Below are 21,278 nucleotides of genomic sequence, written 5' to 3' on the forward strand. Positions count from 1 at the left end.
ACGGTGGGCACACCTCAAGATCGAAAGGTGTGCCGTGACAACCCCCCTCACCGCGTTACTGCTGGTCTCGTTACTCACCGCGCCATCCGCCGCCACCCTGCCCGCGTGCCCGCAGATCTTCGGGCACGGCGGCTACCCGACCGGCGCCAACGCCTGGGAACGGGACCAGATCCGCCAGCCCAACAACCCTGCGGCCATCCGCCAGTACAAGGCCTGGGGCTCGGCGGGCGTGGAGGCCGACCTGCAGCTCACCAGGGACGGCACCAAGGGCGTCATGTGGCACAACACCTCCACCTGGGGGCTGACCGGCACGAAGAAGAACATCACCGAGATCTGGTGGGCCACGGGCGACACGAAGCTCCAGGGCCGCACCATCACCCGCGGCCCGTTCCAGGGCGAAAGGGTCCACACCTTCCGCGAGTGGCTGGCCGCGATGCGGTCGGCCGGCCTGGTCGGCCTGGTGGAGATCAAGCCGGAGGCCCGGCAGTCGCTGTTCAGCACGAACGCCACCATCAAGGCGCGGGCCTGGGCCGAGGTGCTCGACCCCGTCAAGGAGAACATCGGTTCGCAGGAGATCATCCTGTACTCACACGACAGCGGGATCGCCGCCGAGCTGCGCAGCCGGGTGACGGCCGCGAGCCTGACGCGGGTGCTGAGCGGCGGCCCGGTCTGGCCCGACGTCACCAAGTGGGAGGAGCCGCCGCCCTCGTGGACGCTGAACGAGAGCGCGTGGCAGGCGGCCCTGTCGAGTGGCGCCAGACGGATCGCCACCGACTACCCGGCTCAGCTCCGCACCTGGCTCGCGGGCAAGTGCCAGTGAGCGTGCGGAGCCTTGGCTGACCCCGGCGCGGGCGGGCGTTGTCACGCAGGTCCTGCGCCACGCCGCCGTTGCGGGCGCGCGGCAGCGAGGTCTGCGCCATGTCGTCGAGCAGGTCGGCGGCGAGCGCGCCCGGCGCGCCCCAGCGGCGGTAGACGGTGGTCTTCCCGCCCCCGCGACGCGGGCGAGGTCGCCGAGGTCGATGGCCTCGAACCAGCATCGCGCGTCTCAAACTTGAACTACTCCAGATTGTGGCTATATGTTGGCACCATGGCGTCTGACCTCGAGGCGCAGTTGCGATCGGTCTCGTTACGAGTGACCCGGCCGCGGCTGGCAGTGCTCGCCGCGCTGCGCGACCACGCGCACATCGACACCGACACGGTGATCGCCCTGGTACGAGCGGAGCTCCCCAGGGTCTCCCACCAGGCGGTGTACGACGTGCTGCGCGCACTGACCAGTGCGGGCCTGGTGCGGCGCATCGAGCCCGCCGGCACGACCGCCCGTTACGAGTCCCGAGTAGGAGACAACCACCACCATGTCGTGTGCCGCTCCTGCGGTGCGATCGCGGACATCGACTGCACCGTCGGCCACGCCCCTTGTCTCACCCCCTCGAACGACCAGGGCTTCCTGGTCGACGAGGCGGAGGTGGTCTTCTGGGGCACCTGCCCCGACTGCGCGAACAGACGCGATGCCCAATGATCCGGCAGTTCGGAAGGAAATAAATGAGCGACACCCAGGACAACGCCCCCTCGAGCGCGCAGGGCGTGGATCAGAAGGCGGCGGCCGGCTGCCCGGTCGCGCATGACTCCGTGACCGCGCACGGCAGCGAGAGCGAGAACCCCGCCATCGACTCCCCCGCTCCCAAGCGGAGCGGCCGTCCCCGGACGAACCGGGACTGGTGGCCCAACCAGCTCGACCTCTCGGTGCTGCGCGCGCACTCGTCCAAGAGCGACCCCCTGGCGGCGGACTTCAGCTACGCCAAGGAGTTCGAGAAGCTCGACGTCGAGGCGCTCAAGCAGGACATCGCCGAGGTGCTCACCACCTCGCAGGACTGGTGGCCGGCCGACTTCGGCCACTACGGCGGCCTGATGATCCGCATGAGCTGGCACGCCGCGGGCACCTACCGCATCCACGACGGCCGCGGCGGCGCCGGTGACGGCGGGCAGCGGTTCGCGCCGCTCAACAGCTGGCCCGACAACGCCAACCTCGACAAGGCCCGCAGGCTGCTGTGGCCGGTCAAGCAGAAGTACGGGCAGCAGATCTCGTGGGCCGACCTGCTCGTGCTCGCGGGCAACGTCGCCCTGGAGTCGATGGGCTTCAAGACCTTCGGCTTCGGCTTCGGCCGCGAGGACGTCTGGGAGCCCGAGGAGATCTTCTGGGGCCCCGAGGACGCCTGGCTCGGCGACGAGCGCTACGTCTCGGAGTCGGAGATGGTGGCGGACGTCGGCGCGACGGAGATGGGCCTCATCTACGTCAACCCGGAGGGCCCCCGCGGCAACGCGGACCCCGCCGCCGCGGCGCACTTCATCCGTGAGACGTTCGGCCGGATGGCGATGAACGACGAGGAGACCGTCGCCCTCATCGCCGGCGGCCACACGTTCGGCAAGACCCACGGCGCCGGCATCGCCGACGACCACGTGGGCCCCGAGCCCGAGGCCGCGCCGCTGGAGGCGCAGGGCCTGGGCTGGCTGAGCACCCACGGCAGCGGCAAGGCCGGCGACACGATCACCAGCGGTCTCGAGGTGACGTGGACCGACGTGCCGACCCAGTGGAGCAACCGCTTCTTCGAGATCCTCTTCGGCTACGAGTGGGAGCTCACCACGAGCCCCGGCGGCGCCAAGCAGTGGGTCGCCAAGGACGCCGAGCCGATCATCCCGGACGCCCACGACCCGTCGAAGAAGCACCTGCCGACGATGCTCACCACCGACCTGTCGCTGCGCGTCGACCCGATCTACCGCGAGATCTCCCTCCGCTTCCGCGACAACCCCGACGAGTTCGCGCTGGCCTTCGCCAAGGCCTGGTACAAGCTGCTGCACAGGGACATGGGCCCGGTCAGCCGCTTCCTCGGCCCGTGGGTGCCCGAGGCCCAGCTCTGGCAGGACCCGGTGCCGGCCGTCGACCACGAGCTGGTGAGCGAGGCCGACGTCGCCGCGCTGAAGGCGCGCGTACTGGACTCCGGGCTGAGCGTCTCCCAGCTCGTCTCCACCGCGTGGGCCTCGGCCGCGAGCTTCCGCTCCACCGACAAGCGCGGCGGCGCCAACGGCGCCCGCATCCGCCTGGAGCCGCAGCGGAGCTGGGAGGTCAACCAGCCCGAGCAGCTCTCGACGGTCCTGGACGTCCTGGAGGGCATCCAGCGGGAGTTCAACGAGGCCGGCGGCGCGAAGATCTCGCTCGCCGACCTGATCGTGCTGGCCGGTTCCGCGGCCGTGGAGAAGGCGGCGGCCGACGCCGGCGTGAAGGTGACGGTGCCGTTCCACCCGGGCCGCACCGACGCCACCCAGGAGCAGACCGACGTCGAGTCGTTCAAGGTCCTGGAGCCGCGCGCCGACGGGTTTCGCAACTACCTGCGTCCCGGTGAGAAGACGCAGCCCGAGGTGCTGCTCATCGACCGCGCGTACATGCTGAACCTGACCCCGCCGGAGATGACCGTCCTGCTCGGCGGCCTGCGCTCCCTCGGGGCCAACGCCGGCGGCAGCGCGCACGGCGTGCTCACCGACCGGCCCGGCGTGCTCACCGCCGACTTCTTCGCCAACCTGCTCTCCCCGGGCGCCCGGTGGAAGGCGTCGGAGTCCGAGGAGCACGTGTACGAGATCCGCGACCTGGCCACCGACCAGGTGAAGTGGACCGCCACCGCGGTCGACCTGATCTTCGGCTCCAACTCCCAGCTGCGTGCCCTCGCCGAGGTGTACGCCAGCCGGGACGCCGGTGAGAAGTTCGTCAACGACTTCGTGGCGGCGTGGACCAAGGTCATGGAGCTCGACCGGTTCGACCTCGCCTGATCCGTCCGCAAGACTGCCGAGCCCGGCCGAGCCTCCCGCCCGGCCGGGCTCGCGCGCGTCTGGACTCGCGCACGTCTGGACTCGCGCACGGGCGGGCACGCGCACGTCCGGGCCCGCGCGCGCTGAGCGGCCCAGCGCCCGGCCGGGTTCGCGTGCGTTGACCGTGCGCACGCTCGATGACCACACTCGCCCGCGTTGACGCCGGGCATGCGGCTCGTACAGCCCAGTTGGCCGCCGGGGTGCGATGTCACGCAGCGGTCGTGCCCCGGCGCGGCCGTGCGGGCGCTGCCGAGGATGCCGTCCGTGACGCGAGAGGCGGGCGCTGCCGAGGATGCCCTCCGAGTGGCGGGAGGCGGGCGCTCGCCGGCGTACGGCAAGCTGAGGAGCATGCTGCGCATCGAGCTGCCGGACGTGGACGCCCTGGAACGAGGCGTCGCCGTGCTCGGCTCCGGAGGCGGCGGCGACAGCCGGACCGCCGCCACCCTGCTGCGGCGGCGGCTGGCCGACGGCCTGGACGTCGCCGTCCGCCCGCTCGGCGCGCTGCCACCCGACGCGCGGGTCGTGCCGGTGGGCGTCGTCGGCGCGACCGCCGTCTTCGCCGAGAAGCTGCCCGGCGGCCAGGAGGTCGCGGCGGCGGTCGAGGCCATCCAGCGGTGGACGGGCGAGCGCGCCGACGCGCTGGTCTCCATCGAGATCGGCGGGCTGAACGGCGTCCTGCCGCTGGTCGCCGCCTGCGACCTCGGCCTGTCCGCGGTGGACGCCGACCTGTCGGGGCGCGGGCTGCCGCGCCTGGACCAGCTCTCCCTCGCCGCCGCCGGCCGTCCGCTCACCCCTGCCGCGCTGGCCGAGCCGAGCGGGCAGGTGCTCGTCCAGGGCACCGGCTCGCCCGCCGATCTGGAGCGCACCGCCCGCACCTTTCTGCCCGCCGCCGGCGGGTGGGCGGCGCTCGCCCTCGCCCCCGTCCCCGCGCGCGTGCTGGCCGCCTGCTGCGTCACCGGCTCCGTGTCGGACGCGGTACGGCTGGGGCGGCGCATCCTCGACCTCGGCGAATCACCCGATCCGTCCAGGCTCGCGTCCGCCACCGGAGGGCGGGTGCTGTCCGTGGGGCGGGTGGTGGAGGTCACCCGGCGGCCCGGCCCCGAGCTGCACGGGCGGCCGGGGTTCGCGCGGGGCAGCGTCACGCTGGCCGGGCACGCGTCGGGCGAGCTGCTGCGGGTGGAGATGGAGAACGAGTACCTGCTCGCGCTGCGGGACGGGCTCGTGGTGGCGTCCACGCCGGATGTGATCGCGGTGCTGGATCGGCGGACGGGGGTGCCGATCGCGGGAGACACGGTGCGGGTGGGGATGGAGGTCATGGTGCTGCAGGTGGCGATCTCGGCGTTCTGGACCGACCCGGGCAGGATCGGGGTGCTGGCGCCGCGGGCCTATGGGCTGGACTGCGAGCCGGTGCTGCTGGAGCGGGGCGGGGTGTGACTCGATGATCAGCGTGCGCAGGTTGCTGGCGCTGCCCGAGTGGAGTGGTGGGGTGCGGGTGCTCGCGGGGGCCGCCGGGCTCGACGCGCCGGTGCGCGCGGTGCGGCCCGTCGCCGATCCCGGGGCCGTTCATGACGTGGGGGCCGATGAGCTGATCATCGTCGCGGGCTCGCCGCCGTCCGCCGACTGGCGCGTGGACGCGCTCCTGCGCCGGGTGGTGGACGCGGGCGGCGCGGGCCTCCTGATACCGGCCCGCGCGACGACGACCGGCGCTTCGAACCGGGCCAGCGACGGGGCCGGTACGGGCGGCGGCGGGACAGGCGGCGGCGGGACGGGGGCGGGCGGAGGCGGCGCCGAGGCGGGTGGTGGCCGGGCCGGGTCGGGTGGTGAGGTGTCGCGGGCGACGTTGTTGCTGGCCGACCGCCTGGCGCTGCCGCTGCTCGGCACCACCGGCGCCGACCCCCTGGACCTGGTGGTGGCCGCCCGCCTCCTGCTGGCCGAGCCGGAGATCGACCGCGCCCGCCTCGTCCTGGCCGCCCACCGCACCTTCGACAACCGCACCTCCCCGCCAGAAGACGTGGTGCTCAGGCTCGGCGACCTGCTCAAGGTCCCGGTGGCGCTGCTGGACGACCGGGGCCGTCCCCTGGCCGGGGAGGTCTCGGAGCCCGCCGCCGTCCGCGTGGACGAGTTCGTGGCGCAGCGCGTCCCGCTGGCCGACGGCGAGCTGCTGGCCCACCCCGTGCTGCTGCCGCACCCGGCGCGCCCGGCGCTCTGGCTGGTGGCCGAGTTGCGGGGCACGGCGGCGGCGCGGGCCGGGATCGTGCCGCCCGCGCTGGCCGTGGCGACCGCGGCCGTGCAGCGCTGGTTGCTGGCGCACCGCCTGGAGCTGGAGCGCGACGCCCGGGCCCGTACGGCGCTGCTGGGCGACCTGCTGCGGCTGGACGGCGAGCCCTCGGCGCAGCTCCGCAGGCGGGTGGCCGACGCGGGCTGGCAGCTCGGCGGCTGGCACGTCGGCCTGCGCATCGGCGCGGTGCCCACGCTCGACCTGGTGCCCTGGACGGCGGAGATCTCGCGCGTGCTGCGTGCGGAGGGGGTCGAGGCGGTGGTGGTGGAGCACGACGAGGGCTGGACGGGCTGGACCACGTTCGGGCAGGAGCCCACGCCAGCACGGGTGCGGGCGCTGGCGGCGCGACTGCGCGCGGCGCACAGGAAACTGCGCGGCTCGATCGCCGACCACATGGGGGTCGGCCGGCCGCATCCGTGGCCGGAGGGGCTGGCCGGGACGGTGGCGGAGGCGACGGACGCGGCGAGGCTGGCCGCGACCCGGCCGGAGGCGGGCTTCTTCTTGCAGGTGGACCAGCTCGGCATGGCGCAGCTCCTGCTGGAGTGGACCCGTACCGACACGTTCGAGCCGGCGGCCCGCGCCCTGCTCGCGCCGCTGCGCGACCAGCCGGGCGATCTGGTCCGTACGCTGTCCGTCTACCTGGACGCGGAGTCGTCGATCGCGGAGACGGCGGCCGTCCTCGGGGTGCACCGCAACACGGTGGCGGCCCGCATCGACCGGATCGAGCGGCTGCTGGGCGTGGATCTCGGGCATCGGGACGAGCGCCTGGCCCTGCACCTGGCCTGCCGCACGGTCACCCTCCCCGGCCGCTGACCCAGCCGCACGGCGGCCCTTCCCTGCCGCTGACCCAGCCGCACGGCGGCCCTTCCCTGCCGCTGGCCTTGCCGCACGGCGGCGCTTCCCGGCCGCTAATCCGGGAGGCGTGGCGGGGCGACGGAGGAGCGCTGGATCAGGCGGGAGCGCAGCGTGTGCATCTCGCGGGCGGGCTCGCCCCCGCCCAGGATGTCGAGCAGCACCTGCGCCGCCTTGGCCCCCAGCTCGTGCACGGGCTGCGCGATCATCGTCAGCGGCGGCTCCATCACCGCCGCCCAGGCGCTGTCGTCGAACCCGATCAGCGCGACGTCCTCCGGATAGGCCAGCCCCGCCGCCCGCAGTGCCCGCAGCGAGCCGGTCATCCCGTCGGTCTCGGAGCAGAACACGGCGGTGACCCGGTCGGGCAGCGCGAGCATCCGGCCGACCTCGGTGACGACGCGTTCCTCGGTCTTCGGCCCGACCATGACGAGCTGCGGGTCGAACGGGATGTGCGCGTCGTCGAGGGCGTCGAGGTAGCCGCGCAGCCGTTCGCCGTCGGTCCACAGGTTGCGGGAGGCGGCGGTCAGCAGCTCGCGCCTGGTGGCGGGGGCCTCGGCCACCGGCGGGCCCCAGACGAAGCCGATGCGCCGGTGCCCGGCGGCGATGAGCACCTCGACCGCCTCGCGGGCCGCGTCGCGGTTGTCGATGACGACGGAGTCGAGGTCGAGCGCGGCGACGGCGCGGTCGACGAGCACGACGGGGATGCCCCGGTCGATGGCGGCCTTGAGGTGGGCGACCTGGTCGCGGCCGAGCGCGGCGGAGGCGACGATGACGCCGTCCACGCGCTTGTCGATGAGCACGTTGGTGGCCGCCACCTCCTCCCGCAGGTCCTCGTACGTGCTCAGCACGATCACGTCGAACCCCCGGGCCCGCGAGGTGTCGGAGACGCCTCGCAGCAGCCCGGCGAAGAACGGGTTGCCGATGTCGGCCACGATGACGCCGAGGGTGTGGCTGACCCCGGTGGACATGCTGCGGGCCAGCGCGTTGGCGCGGTAGCCGAGTTTCTCGGCGGCGGCGAGCACGCGGGCGCGCAGCTCGGGGCTGACGTAGCCGTAGCCGCCGAGCGTGCGCGCGGCGGTGGCCCTGCCCACGCCGGCCTCCGCCGCCACCTCGGAGATCGTCGGCCCCGCCTGGCCGCGGTCAGTGGGCATGGGTCCCGTCCCTGGTCACTGAATCATGCTAACTACGCGCGGGTACGGCCGTGCCCGAAGGCGCCTTCGACGTAGCACTGCGCGTGGGCGGCCTCGGCGCCCTGGTGCAGGGCCCGTTCGACGGCGGCGGGCGGCGCCGGGCGGCCGGTGGCCCAGCCGTCGCGCAGCAGCGAGACGGCGAAGCCGGCGAGGAAAGCGTCTCCGCAGCCCATGGTGTCCACGATGTCCTCGGCGAGCCAGGCCGGGGCGGACACGGTGACGTTCCCGTCGCTGGCGAGGGCGCCGGCGACGCCGCGGGTGCCGAGCGCGAGCCCGGCCCCCCGGCGTACGGCGTCGGCGAGCAGGGCGACGGTGGCGTCCTCGTCCAGATGGGAGCACGACAGGAGCACCAGGTCGGCGTGCGGGCAGATCCGGTCGAGGTAGGCCGGGTCGCGGTACTCCTCCTCGCTGGACAGGTCGAAGCTGACCAGCGGGCCGGGCCCGGCCAGCTTGGGCAGCTCGGGTTCGCTGCGCGAGTAGACGCTGGAGTGCACCAGGTCGAAGCCGCGCACGTAGCCGAGCAGGTCCTCGTCGAGCTCCAGCGGCTCGCGGACGGTGACGCCGCCGCCGTTCCAGCCGAGGAAGACGCGTTCGCCGTCGTCCACGCGCAGGCGGGAGACGCCGCTCTCGCCCGCGCGCACGACGCACCGGTCGACGGCCACGCCTTCGGCGGCGATCGCGTCGCGCAGGAACGCGCCGGGCCCGTCGTCGCCGAAGACGCCGAGGTAGGCGGACTCGGCGCCGAGCCTGCGGGCGTAGACGGCGACGTTGACGCTGTTCCCGCCGGGGTAGTCGATGCCCCGGTCGACGAACCGGTCGACGATGTTGTCGCCGAAGCCGAGCACTCTCATCGGTTCAGTAGTCCATGACCCGGTAGTAGCGGCGCAGGTCGAGGGAGTGGTCGCGGACCCGCTCCAGGTGCTTGCTGACGCGGCTCATGACGGTGTCGAGGACGAGCGGCGCGAGCAGGCCGCGGAACTCGGGGCTGATGCCGGTGAGCGGGTAGTCGCGGGTGTCGAAGACGGTGACGTCCTTGGAGACGCGCCTGGCGAAGGCCTCGGCGCGGTCGGTCAGGGCGCGGGTCTCGTCCTCGCCCTGGAAGACGATGACGCTGGTGTCCTCCTCCAGCAGCTCCAGCGAGCCGTGGAAGAACTCGGCGCTGTGCACGCGGGTGGTGCGCAGCCACTGCATCTCCTCGAGGATGCACATGGAGTAGAGGTAGGTGAAGCCCCAGAGGTTGCCGCCGCCGATGAGGAAGTAGTAGTCGCTGTCCTTGTGGGCGTCGGCGAACGCGGCGGCGACCGGCTCGGCCTGCCTGGCCACCTCGACGAGGATCTCGGGGATCCCGGCCAGCTCGCCGGCGAGCTGGTCGTAGCCGTCGAACTCGCCGCGGCGGTCCAGCAGCCGGCCCATGAACAGCAGGAGCTGAAAGTCGAACGGCCAGGTCTTGGGCTGGGAGACGAGCGCGGTGTCCACCTTCGCGGCCACGGGCGAGTCGGGGTGGCCGGTGAAGGAGACCGTGTACGCGCCCTTGGACCTGCAGTACTCGATGGCCCGCACGCTGTCGTCGGTGGTGCCGGAGACGGAGGTGAACAGCGCCACCGTGCGCTCGCCGAGCCGGGCGTCACCGGAGGCGATCAGCTCGGCGGCGATGACGGCGCGCACGTCGAGCGCGGAGGTGCGGCGGGCGAGGTGCTCGTACGGCCACATCTGCGCGTACGTGCCTCCGGCGCCGACCAGCAGCAGGGTGTCGAAGCCCTCGTCCACGAGCCGGTCGACCAGCTCCTCGATCTGAGGGCGCAGGGCCACCGCGCTCGCCACCTGGGAGAGAAATTCCGGCTCGTCGAATCCGAGCATCGTCGCATCCTTTCGCAGAACCCGGCGTCCGCCTGATCGGGACCTGATACCGGTATCACGCGACGGTCACGTTGGCACAGCGCACCGTTCGACGTCAACCACCAAGCCTTTCGACCTGCGGATATCTAGGTCACACCGAGTTAACGAATGAAAGATCTTGGTGAACGGGTCTGGTACCGGTATCAGACGAGCTGTAGGGTCGGCCAACACCACGCACCGGTGGAGAAAGGAAGCCCATGCGCCCTCGCGCCCTGCCGACCTTCGCGGCACTCCTCGGGACACTCACACTGGCCGCCTGCGGAAGCGGCGGAACCACCACCCAGGCGCCCAAGGCCGACGCCGCCGCCACCCCGGAGTTCTCCGGCACGCTGAGCATCCTCACCAAGTTCGCCGGCGACCCCACGGGCCCCTACTTCGAGAACCTCGCCGCCGCCTACACCAAGCAGCATCCGCAGGTGAAGTTCGAGCTGATCCAGGAGACCGACCAGAGCGTCAAGGACAAGCTCAAGACGCTCACCGCCTCCGACGCGCTGCCCGACATCTACTTCACCTGGACGGGCAACTGGGCCGACAACTACATCCGCGGCGGCCGGGCCGCCGACCTCACCGCCGTGATCGGCCCCGACACCGCGTGGGGCAAGACGTTCAGCCCCGGCTCACTGGCCGCCTTCGCCCGCGAAGGCAAGAACTACGGGATCCCGCTGTACGGCAACGGCAAGTTCATGGGCTACAGCAAGAGCGCCTTCGACAAGGCGGGCGTCGCGGTGCCCAAGACGTTCGAAGAACTCATCGCCGCCTGCGGGCCGCTGCGCAAGGCCGGGTACGAGCCCATCGCGTTCGGCAACAAGGACGGCTGGCCGGCCCTGCACTACCTGCAGCAGCTCTTCGCCTACAACGTGCCGGACGCCACACTCCAGGCCGACTTCGACCCGGCCACCGCCAAGCTCGCCGACCCCGGCTACGTCACCGCGCTCACCCAGTTCAAGACGCTGGTCGACCAGTGCACCGACACCCGCGAAGGCACCAACGGCGTGCTCTACAGCTCCGCCCAGGAGGCGTTCGCGGGCGGCAAGGCCGCCATGTACTACCAGGAGATCCTCGAGTTCGACAACGCCACGTCGGACAAGGTGAAGCCGGACGACTTCGGCATCTTCCAGCTCCCCGTCCCGCAGAGCGCGCCGGGCGACGGCACGGTCCTGGAGGGCTCGCCGGAGGGCTACCTGATCAACGCCAAGTCGCCGAGGGTCGCGCTCGCGGTGGACTTCATGAAGTTCGCCACCAGCCTGGAGAACGCCAGGACGTTGTCGGCGCCGCCGTACGGGCAGCCCAGCACCGTCGTCGGCGCGGTCACCGAGGAGACCTCCAGCAAGGCCGTCCACGAGGGCGTGCAGCTCGTCAACAAGGCGCCCAAGCTGGCGATCTGGCTCGACACCGTCACCGTCCCCGAGGTGGCCGACGCGTGGCTGGCCGGCGGTGAGGCCCTGATCAGCGGCGGGAAGACGGCCGAGCAGGTGCTCGAAAGCGTGCGCCAGGCCTCCGAGTCGACCAAGTAGCCGTGCGCGCCACCCTGCGTAGGACGCTCGGGCTCGCGTGGGTCGTCCCCGCCCTCGTGCTGGTCGGAGTGTTCGTCTACCTCCCCCTCGTGCAGAACCTGCAGTTCAGCACGTTGAAGTGGGACATCTACAGCGGCAGCCAGGAGTACGTCGGCCTGGACAACTACGCCAAGCTGGTCGACGACCCGGTCTTCTGGTCGTCGCTCGGCAACAACGTGCTCTACGCGGTGATCTCCATCGTCTTCCAGGTGTTCGGCGCGCTCCTGCTCGCCGCGCTCATCGAGGGCGTGCGGAGCGAGCGGTGGCAGCGCGCGCTGCGGGCGATCTACTTCATCCCGTCGGCGATCTCGCTGACCGTCGCGGGCCTGCTGTTCTACTTCATCTACGAGCCGAACCTCGGCCCGCTCAACCACGCGCTCAGGGCCGCCGGGCTCGGCGACCTCGCCCAGGCGTGGCTGGGGCAGGAGAGCACGGCCATGTCGTCGATCATCGCGATGAGCCAGTGGCAGGGCTTCGGCTACTCGACGCTGCTGTTCGCGGTGGCGATCCAGCGCATCCCCGCCGAGATCTACGGCGCCGCCGCCATCGACGGCGTCGGCGCCGTGGGCCGCTTCTTCCGGATCACGGTGCCGCTGGTGCGGGAGATGACCGGGCTGATGGCGATCGTCACGCTCTCGGGCGCGTTCCAGGTGTTCAACGAGGTCATGGTGATGACGGCGGGCGGCCCCGACAACTCGACGCAGGTGCTGGGCACCTGGCTGTACCGCAGCGGGTTCGTGCGCAACAACTTCGGGTACGCCGCCGCGATCGCGACCGTCCTGTTCGTGATCACGCTCGGCGTGGCGGTGGCGCAGCTCTGGGTCACCCGCAGGAGAAGGGTGGAGTGGTGAGGCGCCTGAGCTTCCTCGGGGTGATCGCCCGCGTGTTCATGTGGGCGTTCCTGCTGGCCCTGGCCGTGGTCGTGCTCTACCCGCTGCTGTGGATGACGCTCAACGGGTTCAAGACGAACGCCGAGCTGTTCGGCGACCCGTTCGCGCTGCCGCTCGACTGGAGCTTCGGCAACTACGCCAAGGCGTGGAACCGCGGCGTCAGCGGCTACCTGACCACCAGCGTGCTCGTCACGCTCACCTCGACCGTCGCCACCGTGTTCATCAGCGCGTGGGCCGCCTACGGGCTGACGCGCGTGGACATCCCGCTGAACAGGACCCTCACGGCGGCCATACTCGGCGGGCTGATGCTCGCGCCGACCGTCGCGCTGGTGCCGCTGGTGAAGCTGTTCCAGGCGATGGGCCTGTACAACTCGTTCTGGGCGCTGCTCATTCTCTACACGGCCTTCCGCATCCCGTTCACCACGTTCCTCATCCGCGCGTACATGATCGACCTGCCGCGCGAGGTGGACGAGGCCGCCGAGATGGACGGCGCGGGCCGGTGGACGGCGTTCTGGCGGGTCATCCTGCCGATGTGCAAGCCGATCCTCACCTCGACGGTGCTGCTGCACATCCTGTTCACCTGGAACGAGTACCTCTTCGCCATGATCTTCACCAGCGGCTCCGGCGTGCAGACGCTGCCGGTCGGGCTGACGAGCCTGATGAGCAAGCACGGCACCGACTACCCGGTGGTGTTCGCCGGGATGGTGATCGCCGCCCTGCCGGTGGTGCTGCTGTTCTTCCTCGGCCAGCGCCACATCGTCAAGGGCCTCGCGGACGGGATAGGGAAATGATGGAGCTCGCCCGTTTCACCGGTTCGAACTTCGCCTACCAGCACCTGCCGTTCGACCGCTTCCTCGACGACATGGCCGCGCTCGGCCGGGAACGGCTGGAGCTGTGGGGCATCGCGCCGCAGCTCCACATCCCCGAGCTGAGCGACGCCGGCGCGCGCGCCGTCCGCCGCCGCGCCGCGTCACGCGGCCTGAGCGTCGCCTGCCTCACGCCCGAGCAGGTGATGTACCCGGTCAACCTGGCCTCCCCCGACACGGCGCTGCGGGCGCGCAGCGTCGCGCTGTTCCGGCGCGCCGCCGAGCTCTGCGCCGAGCTGGAGGCGGAGCTGCTGCTCCTCACGCCGGGACGCGGCTTCGAGGACGAGCCGGTGGCAACCGCCTGGCGCCGCTCCGCCGACGCGATCGGCGAGATCAGCGCGTACGCGGCCACGCTCGGCGTGACGTGCGTGCTGGAGGCGCTGCAACGCGTCGAGTCCAACCTCGTCAACGACTCCCGGACGCTGGCCACGATGATCGGCGAGATCGGCGCGCCGAACCTGGGCGCAGTCCTCGACACCGTGGCCATGGCCGTGGCCGGGGAGAGCGTGGACGACTACTTCGACGCCCTCGGCGACCGCGTACGGCACGTGCACCTCATCGACGGCCGGCCCGCCGGGCACCTGGCGTGGGGCGACGGCGAGCTGCCGCTGGCCGGCTACCTGGAGGCGCTGGAGCGGCGGGGGTATCGCGGGCTGATGACGTTCGAGCTGTTCGGGGACGGCACGTACGCCCTGGCGCCGCGCACCGCCGTGGAGCGTTGCCTGGCGGCTGTCGGCCGGCGATGAAGGGGGGTCGTGATAACGTCTGCGTCGCCGTGCAACACCGCGAACCGAGGAGGTGAGACCGATCAACGCTGTCACAGGTCGGGGCTCCCTCACTCGCATGGCCTAGGGAGCGCCCGCAGCAGGCAATCCGAAAGGCTTGAAACGCTGTGCGCTTCACCTCCACGACGTCGCACGACGGCGTCACAGAACACCTGTTCACCCTCGGCGAGATTCCCGGCGTGCTGTGGACGCCGGACGACGCCGCAGGCCCGCGTCCCCTGATCCTTATGGGGCACGGCGGCGGCCAGCACAAGCAGGCCCCGGGCATCGTCGCCCACGCCCGCCGCTTCGCCGCAGAAGGCGGGTTCGCCGTGGTGGCGGCCGACGCGCCACACCACGGCGAGCGGCCGAAGGGCGAGGACTTCGGCCGGGTCCTGGCCGGACTGCGGGCCGGCATGGCCGCGGGCGGCGACAACGGCGGCCCGCTCGCCGCGATGCACGAGTTCCTGTCCGAGCGGTCCGTCCCGGAGTGGCGGGCGGTGCTGGACGCCGTCCAGGAGCTGGACTTCGTCGGCGCCGGGCCGGTGGGCTACTGGGGCCTGTCGATGGGGTGCGGCCTCGGCGTCCCGTTCGTCGCGGCGGAGCCCCGGGTCCGCGCGGCGGTGCTGGGCCTGCTCGGCGTGCACGGCCTGGCCGAGGCCGCCGCGCGGGTCACCGTTCCGGTGCGGTTCCTGCTGCAGTGGGACGACGACCTGGTGCCCAGGGAGCAGGGGCTGGCGCTGTTCGACGCGCTGGCGACGGCCGGCAAGACGCTGCACGCCAACCGCGGCAAGCACGGGGAGGTGCCCGCGTTCGAGACGGACAGCTCGCTGCGGTTCCTCACGCGGCACCTCGGGTGAAGAAGTTGACGAGGTTGCCGTCCGGGTCGCGGAACAGCAGCGAACGGTTGCCCCACGGCATCGTCGCGGGCTTCTGGACGACGTCCGTGAGGTGGCCGGTCAGGCTCTCGTAGACGCGGTCCACGTCGTCCACGAGGAACTCGACGATCACGCGGTGGCCGCCGGCGGGCTCCGTGGCCAGCAGCGGGACGATGCGGGTGCCGGCGATCGCCAGCGTGCCGGCGGACGTCCTGATCTCGGCGAAGTCCTCCGTCGCCCAGGCCGCCTCGACGCCGGTGGCCTTCTCGTAGAACGCGACGAGGCGGGCGACGTCGGCGGTGATGACGCGGATCGAGACGAAGTCCATGGTTGTTCTCCTTCGGTTCGGTGCTGACGCGTCGCACGTTACGGCCGATTGTGGACAGAAACGGTCCACAATCGGCCGTAGGCTCGGGAACATGTCCCGACCCACCGGCCGCGTGCTCACCCTCCTTGCGTTGCTGCAGTCGGGCGGCACCCGGACGATGGCCGAGCTCGCCGACCGGCTCGGCGTCGACGGCCGCACCGTGCGGCGGTACGTCGACCACCTGATCGACCTCGGCGTGCCCGTCGAGTCGGTGCGGGGCCGCTACGGCGGGTACCACCTCGCGCGCGGGTACCGCCTGCCGCCGCTCATGCTCGACGACGACGAGGCGCTCGCCGTCCTGCTCGGCCTCGTCGCGGGCCGGGGCGCGGCGGACACCGCGAGCGAGACGGCGGCGGCCAAGATCCGGCGGGTGCTGCCGGACCGGCTCGCCCGCCGGCTCGACGCGCTGCTGGACTCCCTGGCCTTCACCGGGCCTTCTGCCGGGCTTCCTACCGGGCCTTCTACCGGGCCTTCTGCCGGGCCTTCTGCCGGACCTTTTGCTGGGCCGCGCGGCGAGTCCGCCGCTCCTGACGCCGAGGTCCTGCTCACGCTCGCCGACGCGGTACGGCACCGCCGTCCTGTCTCGTTCCGGTACGCCGACCGCCACGGCCGGCGCAGCGACCGCCTGCTGCACCCGTACGGGATCGTCGGCCATTCGGGGCGCTGGTACGTGCACGGCGAGGACGCCCGCGCGGGTGAGAGCCGGACGTTCCGGCTCGACCGGATCGCGGACGCCAGGGCGCTGCCCGGCTCCTTCGCCGTGCCCGACGGGGCGGATCCCGTGGAGGGGGTCCTGACGGGGTTCGCCACGGCGTCCTACCGGCACGAGGTGGTGCTGCGGATCCACGGGACGGTCGAGCAGCTCCGCACCCGGCTCCCCGCCGGTGTGGCACAGATCGAGGCGGCGCCGAGTCCCGGCGGCGAGGCGGGGATCGGGGCGGTGCCGGATCTCCGTGGTGAGGGCTGGTTGCGGGTCCGGTTGCGGGTCGAACGGCTCGACTGGCTGCCCGGCGTGCTCGCCTCGCTCGACCGGCCGTTCGTGATCGAGCGCCCGGACGAGCTGCGCGCCCTCATCCTCGCACTCGCCGACCGCCTCGCGTCACACGCCCAAGCCGACACCGACGCCTAGCCGCGACCTCACCTGCGCCCAGCGGATCCGCCCTCCCACCTCACCTGCGCCCAGCGGATCCGCCCTTCCGCCCCACCGCGCCCGGCCAGTCCGCCCTTCCGCCCCCCTGCGCCCAGCCGGTCTGCTCTCCCGCTCTACCTGCGCAGGAGCATCAGCGGCACCGGCTCTCCCGGCTCGTGGCCGTGCGGGACGGCGGCGAGCGCGTCGCCCAGGGCGGCACCGTTCAGGAACGCGGGCCGGTCACCGCCGACAGCCCGCACCCCGGCCCCGTCCCAGACGACCGGCACGATGCGGGTGCGACCGGCGGGCGCCCGCACCCGGGAGAGCAGCGGGACCTGTGGCAGGGCGCCGAGCGGGCGGCAGGACAGCCCAGCCAGGAGCGGCCCGAGCAGGGTGTGGGCGGCGGTCAGCGCGGCGAACGGGTTGCCGGGCAGGCCGACGACGTACGGGCCGCCGCGCGGCCGGGCGAGCAGCGCGGGATGGCCCGGCCGGCTCGCCACCGAGTCGACGATCCACCGGGCGTCGCGCTCGGCGAGCAGGCGGCGCAGCCCGTCGGTGACGCCGACCGACGTCGATCCGGTGACCACGACGACCTCGGCGTCCGCCGCGTCGACCGCCTTGGCCAGCGCGGACACAGGCTCGTCGGGCACGTGGACGAGGTCGTCGAGGCGTCCGCCCAGCTCGGCGACGAGGGGCGGCAGCAGCGGGCCGAGCGCGTCGCGGACCCGGCCGGGCGCGGGCAGGCCGTGCTGGGCCAGCTCGTCTCCGGTGACGATCGCCCGGACGGCGGGCGCGCGGCGGACCAGCAGCTCGTCGTACCCGCAGGAGGCGGCCAGGCCGAGCAGCGCGGGACCCACCGGGGTGCCGGCGGGGGCCAGGCTCGCGCCGGCGGGTGTGTCCTCTCCCGTGTGCCGGATGTGCTTGCCGCGCTCCAGGACGGGCCCGGCCACCCGGCCGTCAGTGGTGGTGGCCGACTCGACGGGGAGCACCGCCCACGCCCCGGGCGGGACGACGGCGCCGGTCGAGATCTCCACGGCGTGCCCGTTCTCCAGCCGTTCGCCCGGCCATGGCCTGCCGGGGCGGGCGCTGCCGGTGAGCGTCCACGGGCCGTCGCCCGCCACGGCGTACCCGTCCATGGCTGAGGTGTCGAAGGCGGGCAGCGGCGTCGGCGCGACGAGGTCCTCCGCGAGCGTCAGCCCGGCCGCGCGGCCGAGCGGCGTGCGCACGGGCGGTGCGGGCTCGGCGGACGCGTGCGCGAACCGCCTCGCCGTCGCCCAGGCGACGTCCCTGCGTGTTGCTTGATCGGCTGCCGTTACCACGCCTCACGTTCCCATCTGTGGTGTCCGACGTGCAAGTCGGCCACTCGGGGAGGCTCGCTTGACATATACCCCCCTATGGTATTCATTTACCCCCGCCAACATACCCCCTAGGGGTAATAGACGAAGGTTTGGAGTTCTCATGTCCGCACCATCGCCGAGGCGGTGGGCCGCCCTGGCCCTGATCGCCCTGGCGCAGTTCATCGTGATCATGGACACGTCGATCATCGGCGTGGCCCTGCCCCGCATCCAGCAGGACCTCGGCTTCTCGCAGGAGAACCTGTCCTGGGTCTTCAACGCCTACGTCGTCGCCTTCGGCGGCCTCCTGCTGCTGGGCGGCCGGCTGTCCGACCTGTTCGGCGCCCGCAGGCTCTTCAGCGCCGGCTGGATCGTGCTGCTCACCGGTTCGCTGCTGGCCGGGATCGCGCCCGAGGTGTGGGTCGAGCTGACCGGCCGCGCCGTGCAGGGCGTGGGCGCGGCGCTGATCGCGCCGTCCGCACTCACCCTGCTGATGATGCTGTTCGGGCACGACCCGAAGGAGCTGACCAGGGCCCTGGCCCTGTACGGCGCCGCCGCACCGGCGGGCGGCACCGCCGGCGTCTTCCTCGGCGGCGTCATCACCGAATACCTGAGCTGGCCCTGGGTCTTCTACATCAACATCCCCATCGCGGTCGTCGCGCTGCTGGCCACCGGCCCGCTGATGCCCGCCGCACCGGCCCGGCGCGGCTCCATCGACGTGCTCGGCACGCTGACCGTCACCCTCGGCCTCGGCACCGCCGTCTACGCCGTCGTCCGCGCACCCGAGGCGGGCTGGGGCTCCGCCCAGACATGGATCGCGCTGGCCGTCGCCGTGGCGCTGCTGGCCGCGTTCGTCGCCACCCAGGCCCGCCGCCGGGAGCCGCTGATGCGCCTGTCCATCTTCCGCACCCCGGACCTCGCCGCCGCCAACCTCACCCAGCTCCTGCTCGGCGGCGCGTGGATCCCGATGTGGTTCTTCCTCAACCTCTACCTGCAGCAGGTTCTCGGCTACAGCGCCTTCCCCAGCGGGGCCGCCCTGCTCCCGATGACCGTGCTCATCATGCTCGGCATGATCGTCCTGGCGCCGCGGGCCATCGAGCGCTTCGGCCCCAGGACGACCACCGTCGCCGGCCTGCTCCTGCTCACGGCCGGGATGGCATGGCTGTCGCTGATCAGCCCGGACGGGAGCTTCGCCGCCGACGTCCTGCCCGCCAGCCTGGTGGCCGCGCTCGGCATGTCGCTGGCCTTCATCCCCTCCCTCGGCACCGCCATCTCCTCCGCCCGTCCGGAGGAAGGAGGCTTGGCGTCGGGGATCGTCAACACCAGCTACCAGGTGGGGTCCGCGCTCGGGCTGGCCGCCATGACCGCCGTGGCCGCCGCCAACGGCTCGGGGCGGCTCGGTGACCTGCCGGCGCTGACCGAGGGCTTCTCCTCGGCCTTCGTGGGGGCCGCCGCCATCGCCCTGGTGGGCGCCGTGGCCGCCGCCGCCCTGCGGACGCGCACCAGCGCGCCCGCCGACCAGGTCACCGCCTCCCGTGGGTGACCGCTGCCGGACGGGGAAGCGCTCACCGATCGGTGAGCGCTTTCCCGTTGGCGGGGCTCAGCGGCGGGGGAGCGCTTCCCGAGCAGCGCCTACCGCCCGGGCAGCGCTTCCCGGGGGCGCGTCACTGGCCCGCCAGCCACGCCCGCCAGCCCCCGTACTTCGTGATGTCCTCCCCCGCAGAAACCGCCTCCCGCGTGCAGCCGAACCCCACGACCCACCGCCCGTCGGACAGCTCGACCCGCCCCAGCGACATCGGCGCGGGCAGACCGGACAGGAACCGGCCGAGCGCCCCCTCCGACAGCAACCAGACCTCACCCTCGACCGGCGCGCCACCCACGCCGACCCGCGTCAGCCCCGGCTTCGGCGGCACCGTCCCGAGCGCGTGCAGCTCGTAGGCGGCGGAGGTCCGCGCGGCCCTGTCCCACCGCGCGCCGAGGCCCCGCAACTCGTGCTCCAGCGGCTGCCCGGCCAGATGAGCGCCGACCACGAACAGCTCGACAGCCTGGACGCCGCCGCCGTCCGCGATCGCCGCGGGCCACGGCAGCGGCCCGGCGGGCAGCGGCGGCGCGCCACCGGCGAACTCCGCGGGAGGCTCGGGCCGCACGGCGACCAGGCGGGCGACGTCCAGCGCGACCGCGTCGTGGAACGGCCGCGCCACGACGGTGACGCCGAACTGGGCGATCCCCCGCTCCGGGCCCTCGTCCACCGTCCCGGCAGGTACCGCGACCGCGCACAGGTCGAACAGGTTGCAGAAGTTCGTGTACGTGCCGACGCGCGAGTTGACCGCCACCGGCTCCGCGGCGACCTCGGCCACCGTGGGGTGGCAGGGCGCCGTCGGCACGAGCAGCGCGTCGAAGCCGTCGAGCAGGCCCAGGCACTCCTGCCGCAGCCGCTCCAGCCGTTCCAGGTCGCGCACCAGGTCGGAGGCGGCGATGCCCCCGGCGCGGCTGATGATCGCGCCGACCGTGGGATCGACGTCGCCGGGGTGGGCGTCCACGAACGCGCCGACGGCGGCGTGCCGCTCGGCGACGAGCGCGCCGTCGTACAGGAGCCGGGCGGCGGCCAGGAACGGCTCGAACCTGATCGGCTCAACGACCGCGCCCGCCTCTCGCAGCCGCTCGGCGGTGGCCGTGAAGGCGTCGGCCCAGCCGGGGTCCATGGCCGTCAGGTCGTCGGGGACGGCCACGCGCGGGGCGGCGGGTGCGGCCAGGGGCGCGTCCGGCGGCCAGGGGCGGGTGCCGGGGCCGCCCGCCATCGCGGCCATGGCGGCGTCGGCGGTGTCCAGGTCCCTGGCCATGATCGTGACCGCGTCGTACGAGCGGCACGCCGGGACCACGCCGTTCACGGAGACCGTGCCGAGGGTCGGCTTGATGCCGGTGATGCCCTGGAACGCGGCCGGCACCCGTCCCGAGCCAGCCGTGTCGGTGCCGATCGCGAGGTCGGCCAGGCCGAGCGCCACCGCGACCGCGGAGCCCGAGCTCGAACCGCCCGACACGAACGACGGGCGGCGCGCGTCACGCACCCCGCCGTACGGGGTGCGCTGGCCTACCAGGCCGGTCGCGAACTGGTCCAGGTTCGTCACGCCGACGACGGTCGCACCCGCCGCCCGCAGGCGTGCCACGGCCTGCGCGTCGGCCTGCGCCGGGGCCTCGGCGAAGGCGGGGCAGGCGGCGGTCGTGGGGAAGCCCGCCACGTCCACGTTGTTCTTCACGGCCAGCCTCAGCCCGGCCAGCGGCCCGGTGGCCGCCGCCAGGTCGGCCGCGACGTCGGCCTCGTCGCGGTGCGCGATGAACACCTCCGGCCGCCGCCCCCGCACCTCACGGGCAGAGCGGGCAGAGGACGCCTCCAGCCACCCGCCCACCGGCATGGACGCTTCTGGCCGC

18 protein-coding genes are annotated in these 21,278 nt (G+C 72.9%); 12 read left to right on the forward strand and 6 right to left on the reverse strand.

Features of this window, described 5'->3' with window-relative positions:
- Positions 1–34 precede the first annotated feature (34 nt).
- From ABD331_RS14650 to ABD331_RS14670, 5 genes are all read left to right on the forward strand, one after another.
- Positions 35–820, forward strand: a complete 786-nt coding sequence (locus ABD331_RS14650) for a glycerophosphodiester phosphodiesterase (RefSeq protein WP_344474747.1) — start codon at positions 35–37, stop codon at positions 818–820.
- A 267-nt stretch (positions 821–1,087) separates the two neighbouring features.
- A complete protein-coding gene (locus ABD331_RS14655) occupies positions 1,088–1,516 on the forward strand; it encodes a Fur family transcriptional regulator (RefSeq protein WP_344474749.1) in 429 nt (142 codons plus the stop codon).
- 23 nt (positions 1,517–1,539) lie between these two features.
- Positions 1,540–3,816, forward strand: coding sequence for a catalase/peroxidase HPI (gene katG, locus ABD331_RS14660; protein ID WP_344474751.1), 2,277 nt, complete (start codon positions 1,540–1,542; stop codon positions 3,814–3,816).
- A 387-nt stretch (positions 3,817–4,203) separates the two neighbouring features.
- Positions 4,204–5,289, forward strand: a complete 1,086-nt coding sequence (locus ABD331_RS14665) for an S-methyl thiohydantoin desulfurase family protein (RefSeq protein WP_344474752.1) — start codon at positions 4,204–4,206, stop codon at positions 5,287–5,289.
- A 4-nt stretch (positions 5,290–5,293) separates the two neighbouring features.
- Positions 5,294–6,946, forward strand: coding sequence for a helix-turn-helix domain-containing protein (locus ABD331_RS14670; protein ID WP_344474754.1), 1,653 nt, complete (start codon positions 5,294–5,296; stop codon positions 6,944–6,946).
- Between the two features lie 95 nt (positions 6,947–7,041).
- Here ABD331_RS14670 and ABD331_RS14675 read toward each other — a convergent pair whose 3' ends face one another.
- From ABD331_RS14675 to ABD331_RS14685, 3 genes are read right to left on the reverse strand one after another with little or no spacing between them, the layout of a single operon-like run.
- Positions 7,042–8,136: a LacI family DNA-binding transcriptional regulator gene (locus ABD331_RS14675; RefSeq protein ID WP_344474756.1), complete on the reverse strand. Its 1,095-nt coding sequence runs from the start codon at positions 8,134–8,136 to the stop codon at positions 7,042–7,044.
- A 32-nt stretch (positions 8,137–8,168) separates the two neighbouring features.
- Positions 8,169–9,026: a PfkB family carbohydrate kinase gene (locus ABD331_RS14680; protein WP_344474758.1), complete on the reverse strand. Its 858-nt coding sequence runs from the start codon at positions 9,024–9,026 to the stop codon at positions 8,169–8,171.
- 4 nt (positions 9,027–9,030) lie between these two features.
- Complete coding sequence (locus ABD331_RS14685; protein ID WP_344474760.1) at positions 9,031–10,032, reverse strand: SIS domain-containing protein; 1,002 nt, start codon at positions 10,030–10,032, stop codon at positions 9,031–9,033.
- 236 nt (positions 10,033–10,268) lie between these two features.
- Between ABD331_RS14685 and ABD331_RS14690 the strand changes: the two genes are divergently transcribed.
- From ABD331_RS14690 to ABD331_RS14710, 5 genes are all read left to right on the forward strand, one after another.
- Positions 10,269–11,585, forward strand: a complete 1,317-nt coding sequence (locus ABD331_RS14690) for an ABC transporter substrate-binding protein (protein WP_344474761.1) — start codon at positions 10,269–10,271, stop codon at positions 11,583–11,585.
- 2 nt (positions 11,586–11,587) lie between these two features.
- Complete coding sequence (locus ABD331_RS14695; RefSeq protein ID WP_344474762.1) at positions 11,588–12,475, forward strand: carbohydrate ABC transporter permease; 888 nt, start codon at positions 11,588–11,590, stop codon at positions 12,473–12,475.
- Positions 12,472–13,305 (forward strand): carbohydrate ABC transporter permease, encoded by an 834-nt coding sequence (locus ABD331_RS14700; RefSeq protein ID WP_344474763.1) that lies wholly within the window; start codon positions 12,472–12,474, stop codon positions 13,303–13,305. The genes ABD331_RS14695 and ABD331_RS14700 overlap by 4 nt, the downstream gene beginning before the upstream one ends.
- A complete protein-coding gene (locus ABD331_RS14705; RefSeq protein ID WP_344474765.1) occupies positions 13,302–14,126 on the forward strand; it encodes a sugar phosphate isomerase/epimerase family protein in 825 nt (274 codons plus the stop codon). Before ABD331_RS14700 ends, ABD331_RS14705 begins: the two co-directional genes overlap by 4 nt.
- A 146-nt stretch (positions 14,127–14,272) precedes the next feature.
- On the forward strand, positions 14,273–15,004 hold the full coding sequence (locus ABD331_RS14710; protein WP_344474767.1) for a dienelactone hydrolase family protein: 732 nt from the start codon (positions 14,273–14,275) through the stop codon (positions 15,002–15,004).
- On the opposite strand, the gene ABD331_RS14715 is transcribed toward ABD331_RS14710, so the two are convergent.
- Positions 14,985–15,350: a VOC family protein gene (locus ABD331_RS14715; protein ID WP_344474769.1), complete on the reverse strand. Its 366-nt coding sequence runs from the start codon at positions 15,348–15,350 to the stop codon at positions 14,985–14,987. The two genes, ABD331_RS14710 and ABD331_RS14715, sit on opposite strands and share 20 nt — an antisense overlap.
- 91 nt (positions 15,351–15,441) lie before the next feature.
- Between ABD331_RS14715 and ABD331_RS14720 the strand changes: the two genes are divergently transcribed.
- Positions 15,442–16,518, forward strand: a complete 1,077-nt coding sequence (locus ABD331_RS14720) for a helix-turn-helix transcriptional regulator (RefSeq protein WP_344474771.1) — start codon at positions 15,442–15,444, stop codon at positions 16,516–16,518.
- Between the two features lie 134 nt (positions 16,519–16,652).
- Here the strand turns inward: ABD331_RS14720 and ABD331_RS14725 are convergent, their stop codons facing one another.
- On the reverse strand, positions 16,653–17,837 hold the full coding sequence (locus ABD331_RS14725; RefSeq protein WP_344474773.1) for a molybdopterin molybdotransferase MoeA: 1,185 nt from the start codon (positions 17,835–17,837) through the stop codon (positions 16,653–16,655).
- A gap of 139 nt (positions 17,838–17,976) precedes the next feature.
- Here ABD331_RS14725 and ABD331_RS14730 point away from each other — a divergent pair, with 139 nt between their 5' ends.
- The gene (locus ABD331_RS14730) at positions 17,977–19,395 is read left to right on the forward strand and encodes an MFS transporter (RefSeq protein ID WP_344474775.1); all 1,419 of its coding nucleotides are present in this window, start codon (positions 17,977–17,979) and stop codon (positions 19,393–19,395) included.
- A 121-nt stretch (positions 19,396–19,516) separates the two neighbouring features.
- On the opposite strand, the gene atzF is transcribed toward ABD331_RS14730, so the two are convergent.
- Positions 19,517–21,262 carry an allophanate hydrolase gene (gene atzF, locus ABD331_RS14735; protein WP_344474777.1) on the reverse strand — a complete coding sequence of 582 codons (1,746 nt, stop codon included), beginning with the start codon at positions 21,260–21,262 and terminating at the stop codon, positions 19,517–19,519.
- Positions 21,263–21,278: the final 16 nt, after the last annotated feature.

Origin of the sequence: Nonomuraea monospora, assembly GCF_039531895.1 — a bacterium.
Lineage (GTDB): Bacteria > Actinomycetota > Actinomycetes > Streptosporangiales > Streptosporangiaceae > Nonomuraea > Nonomuraea monospora.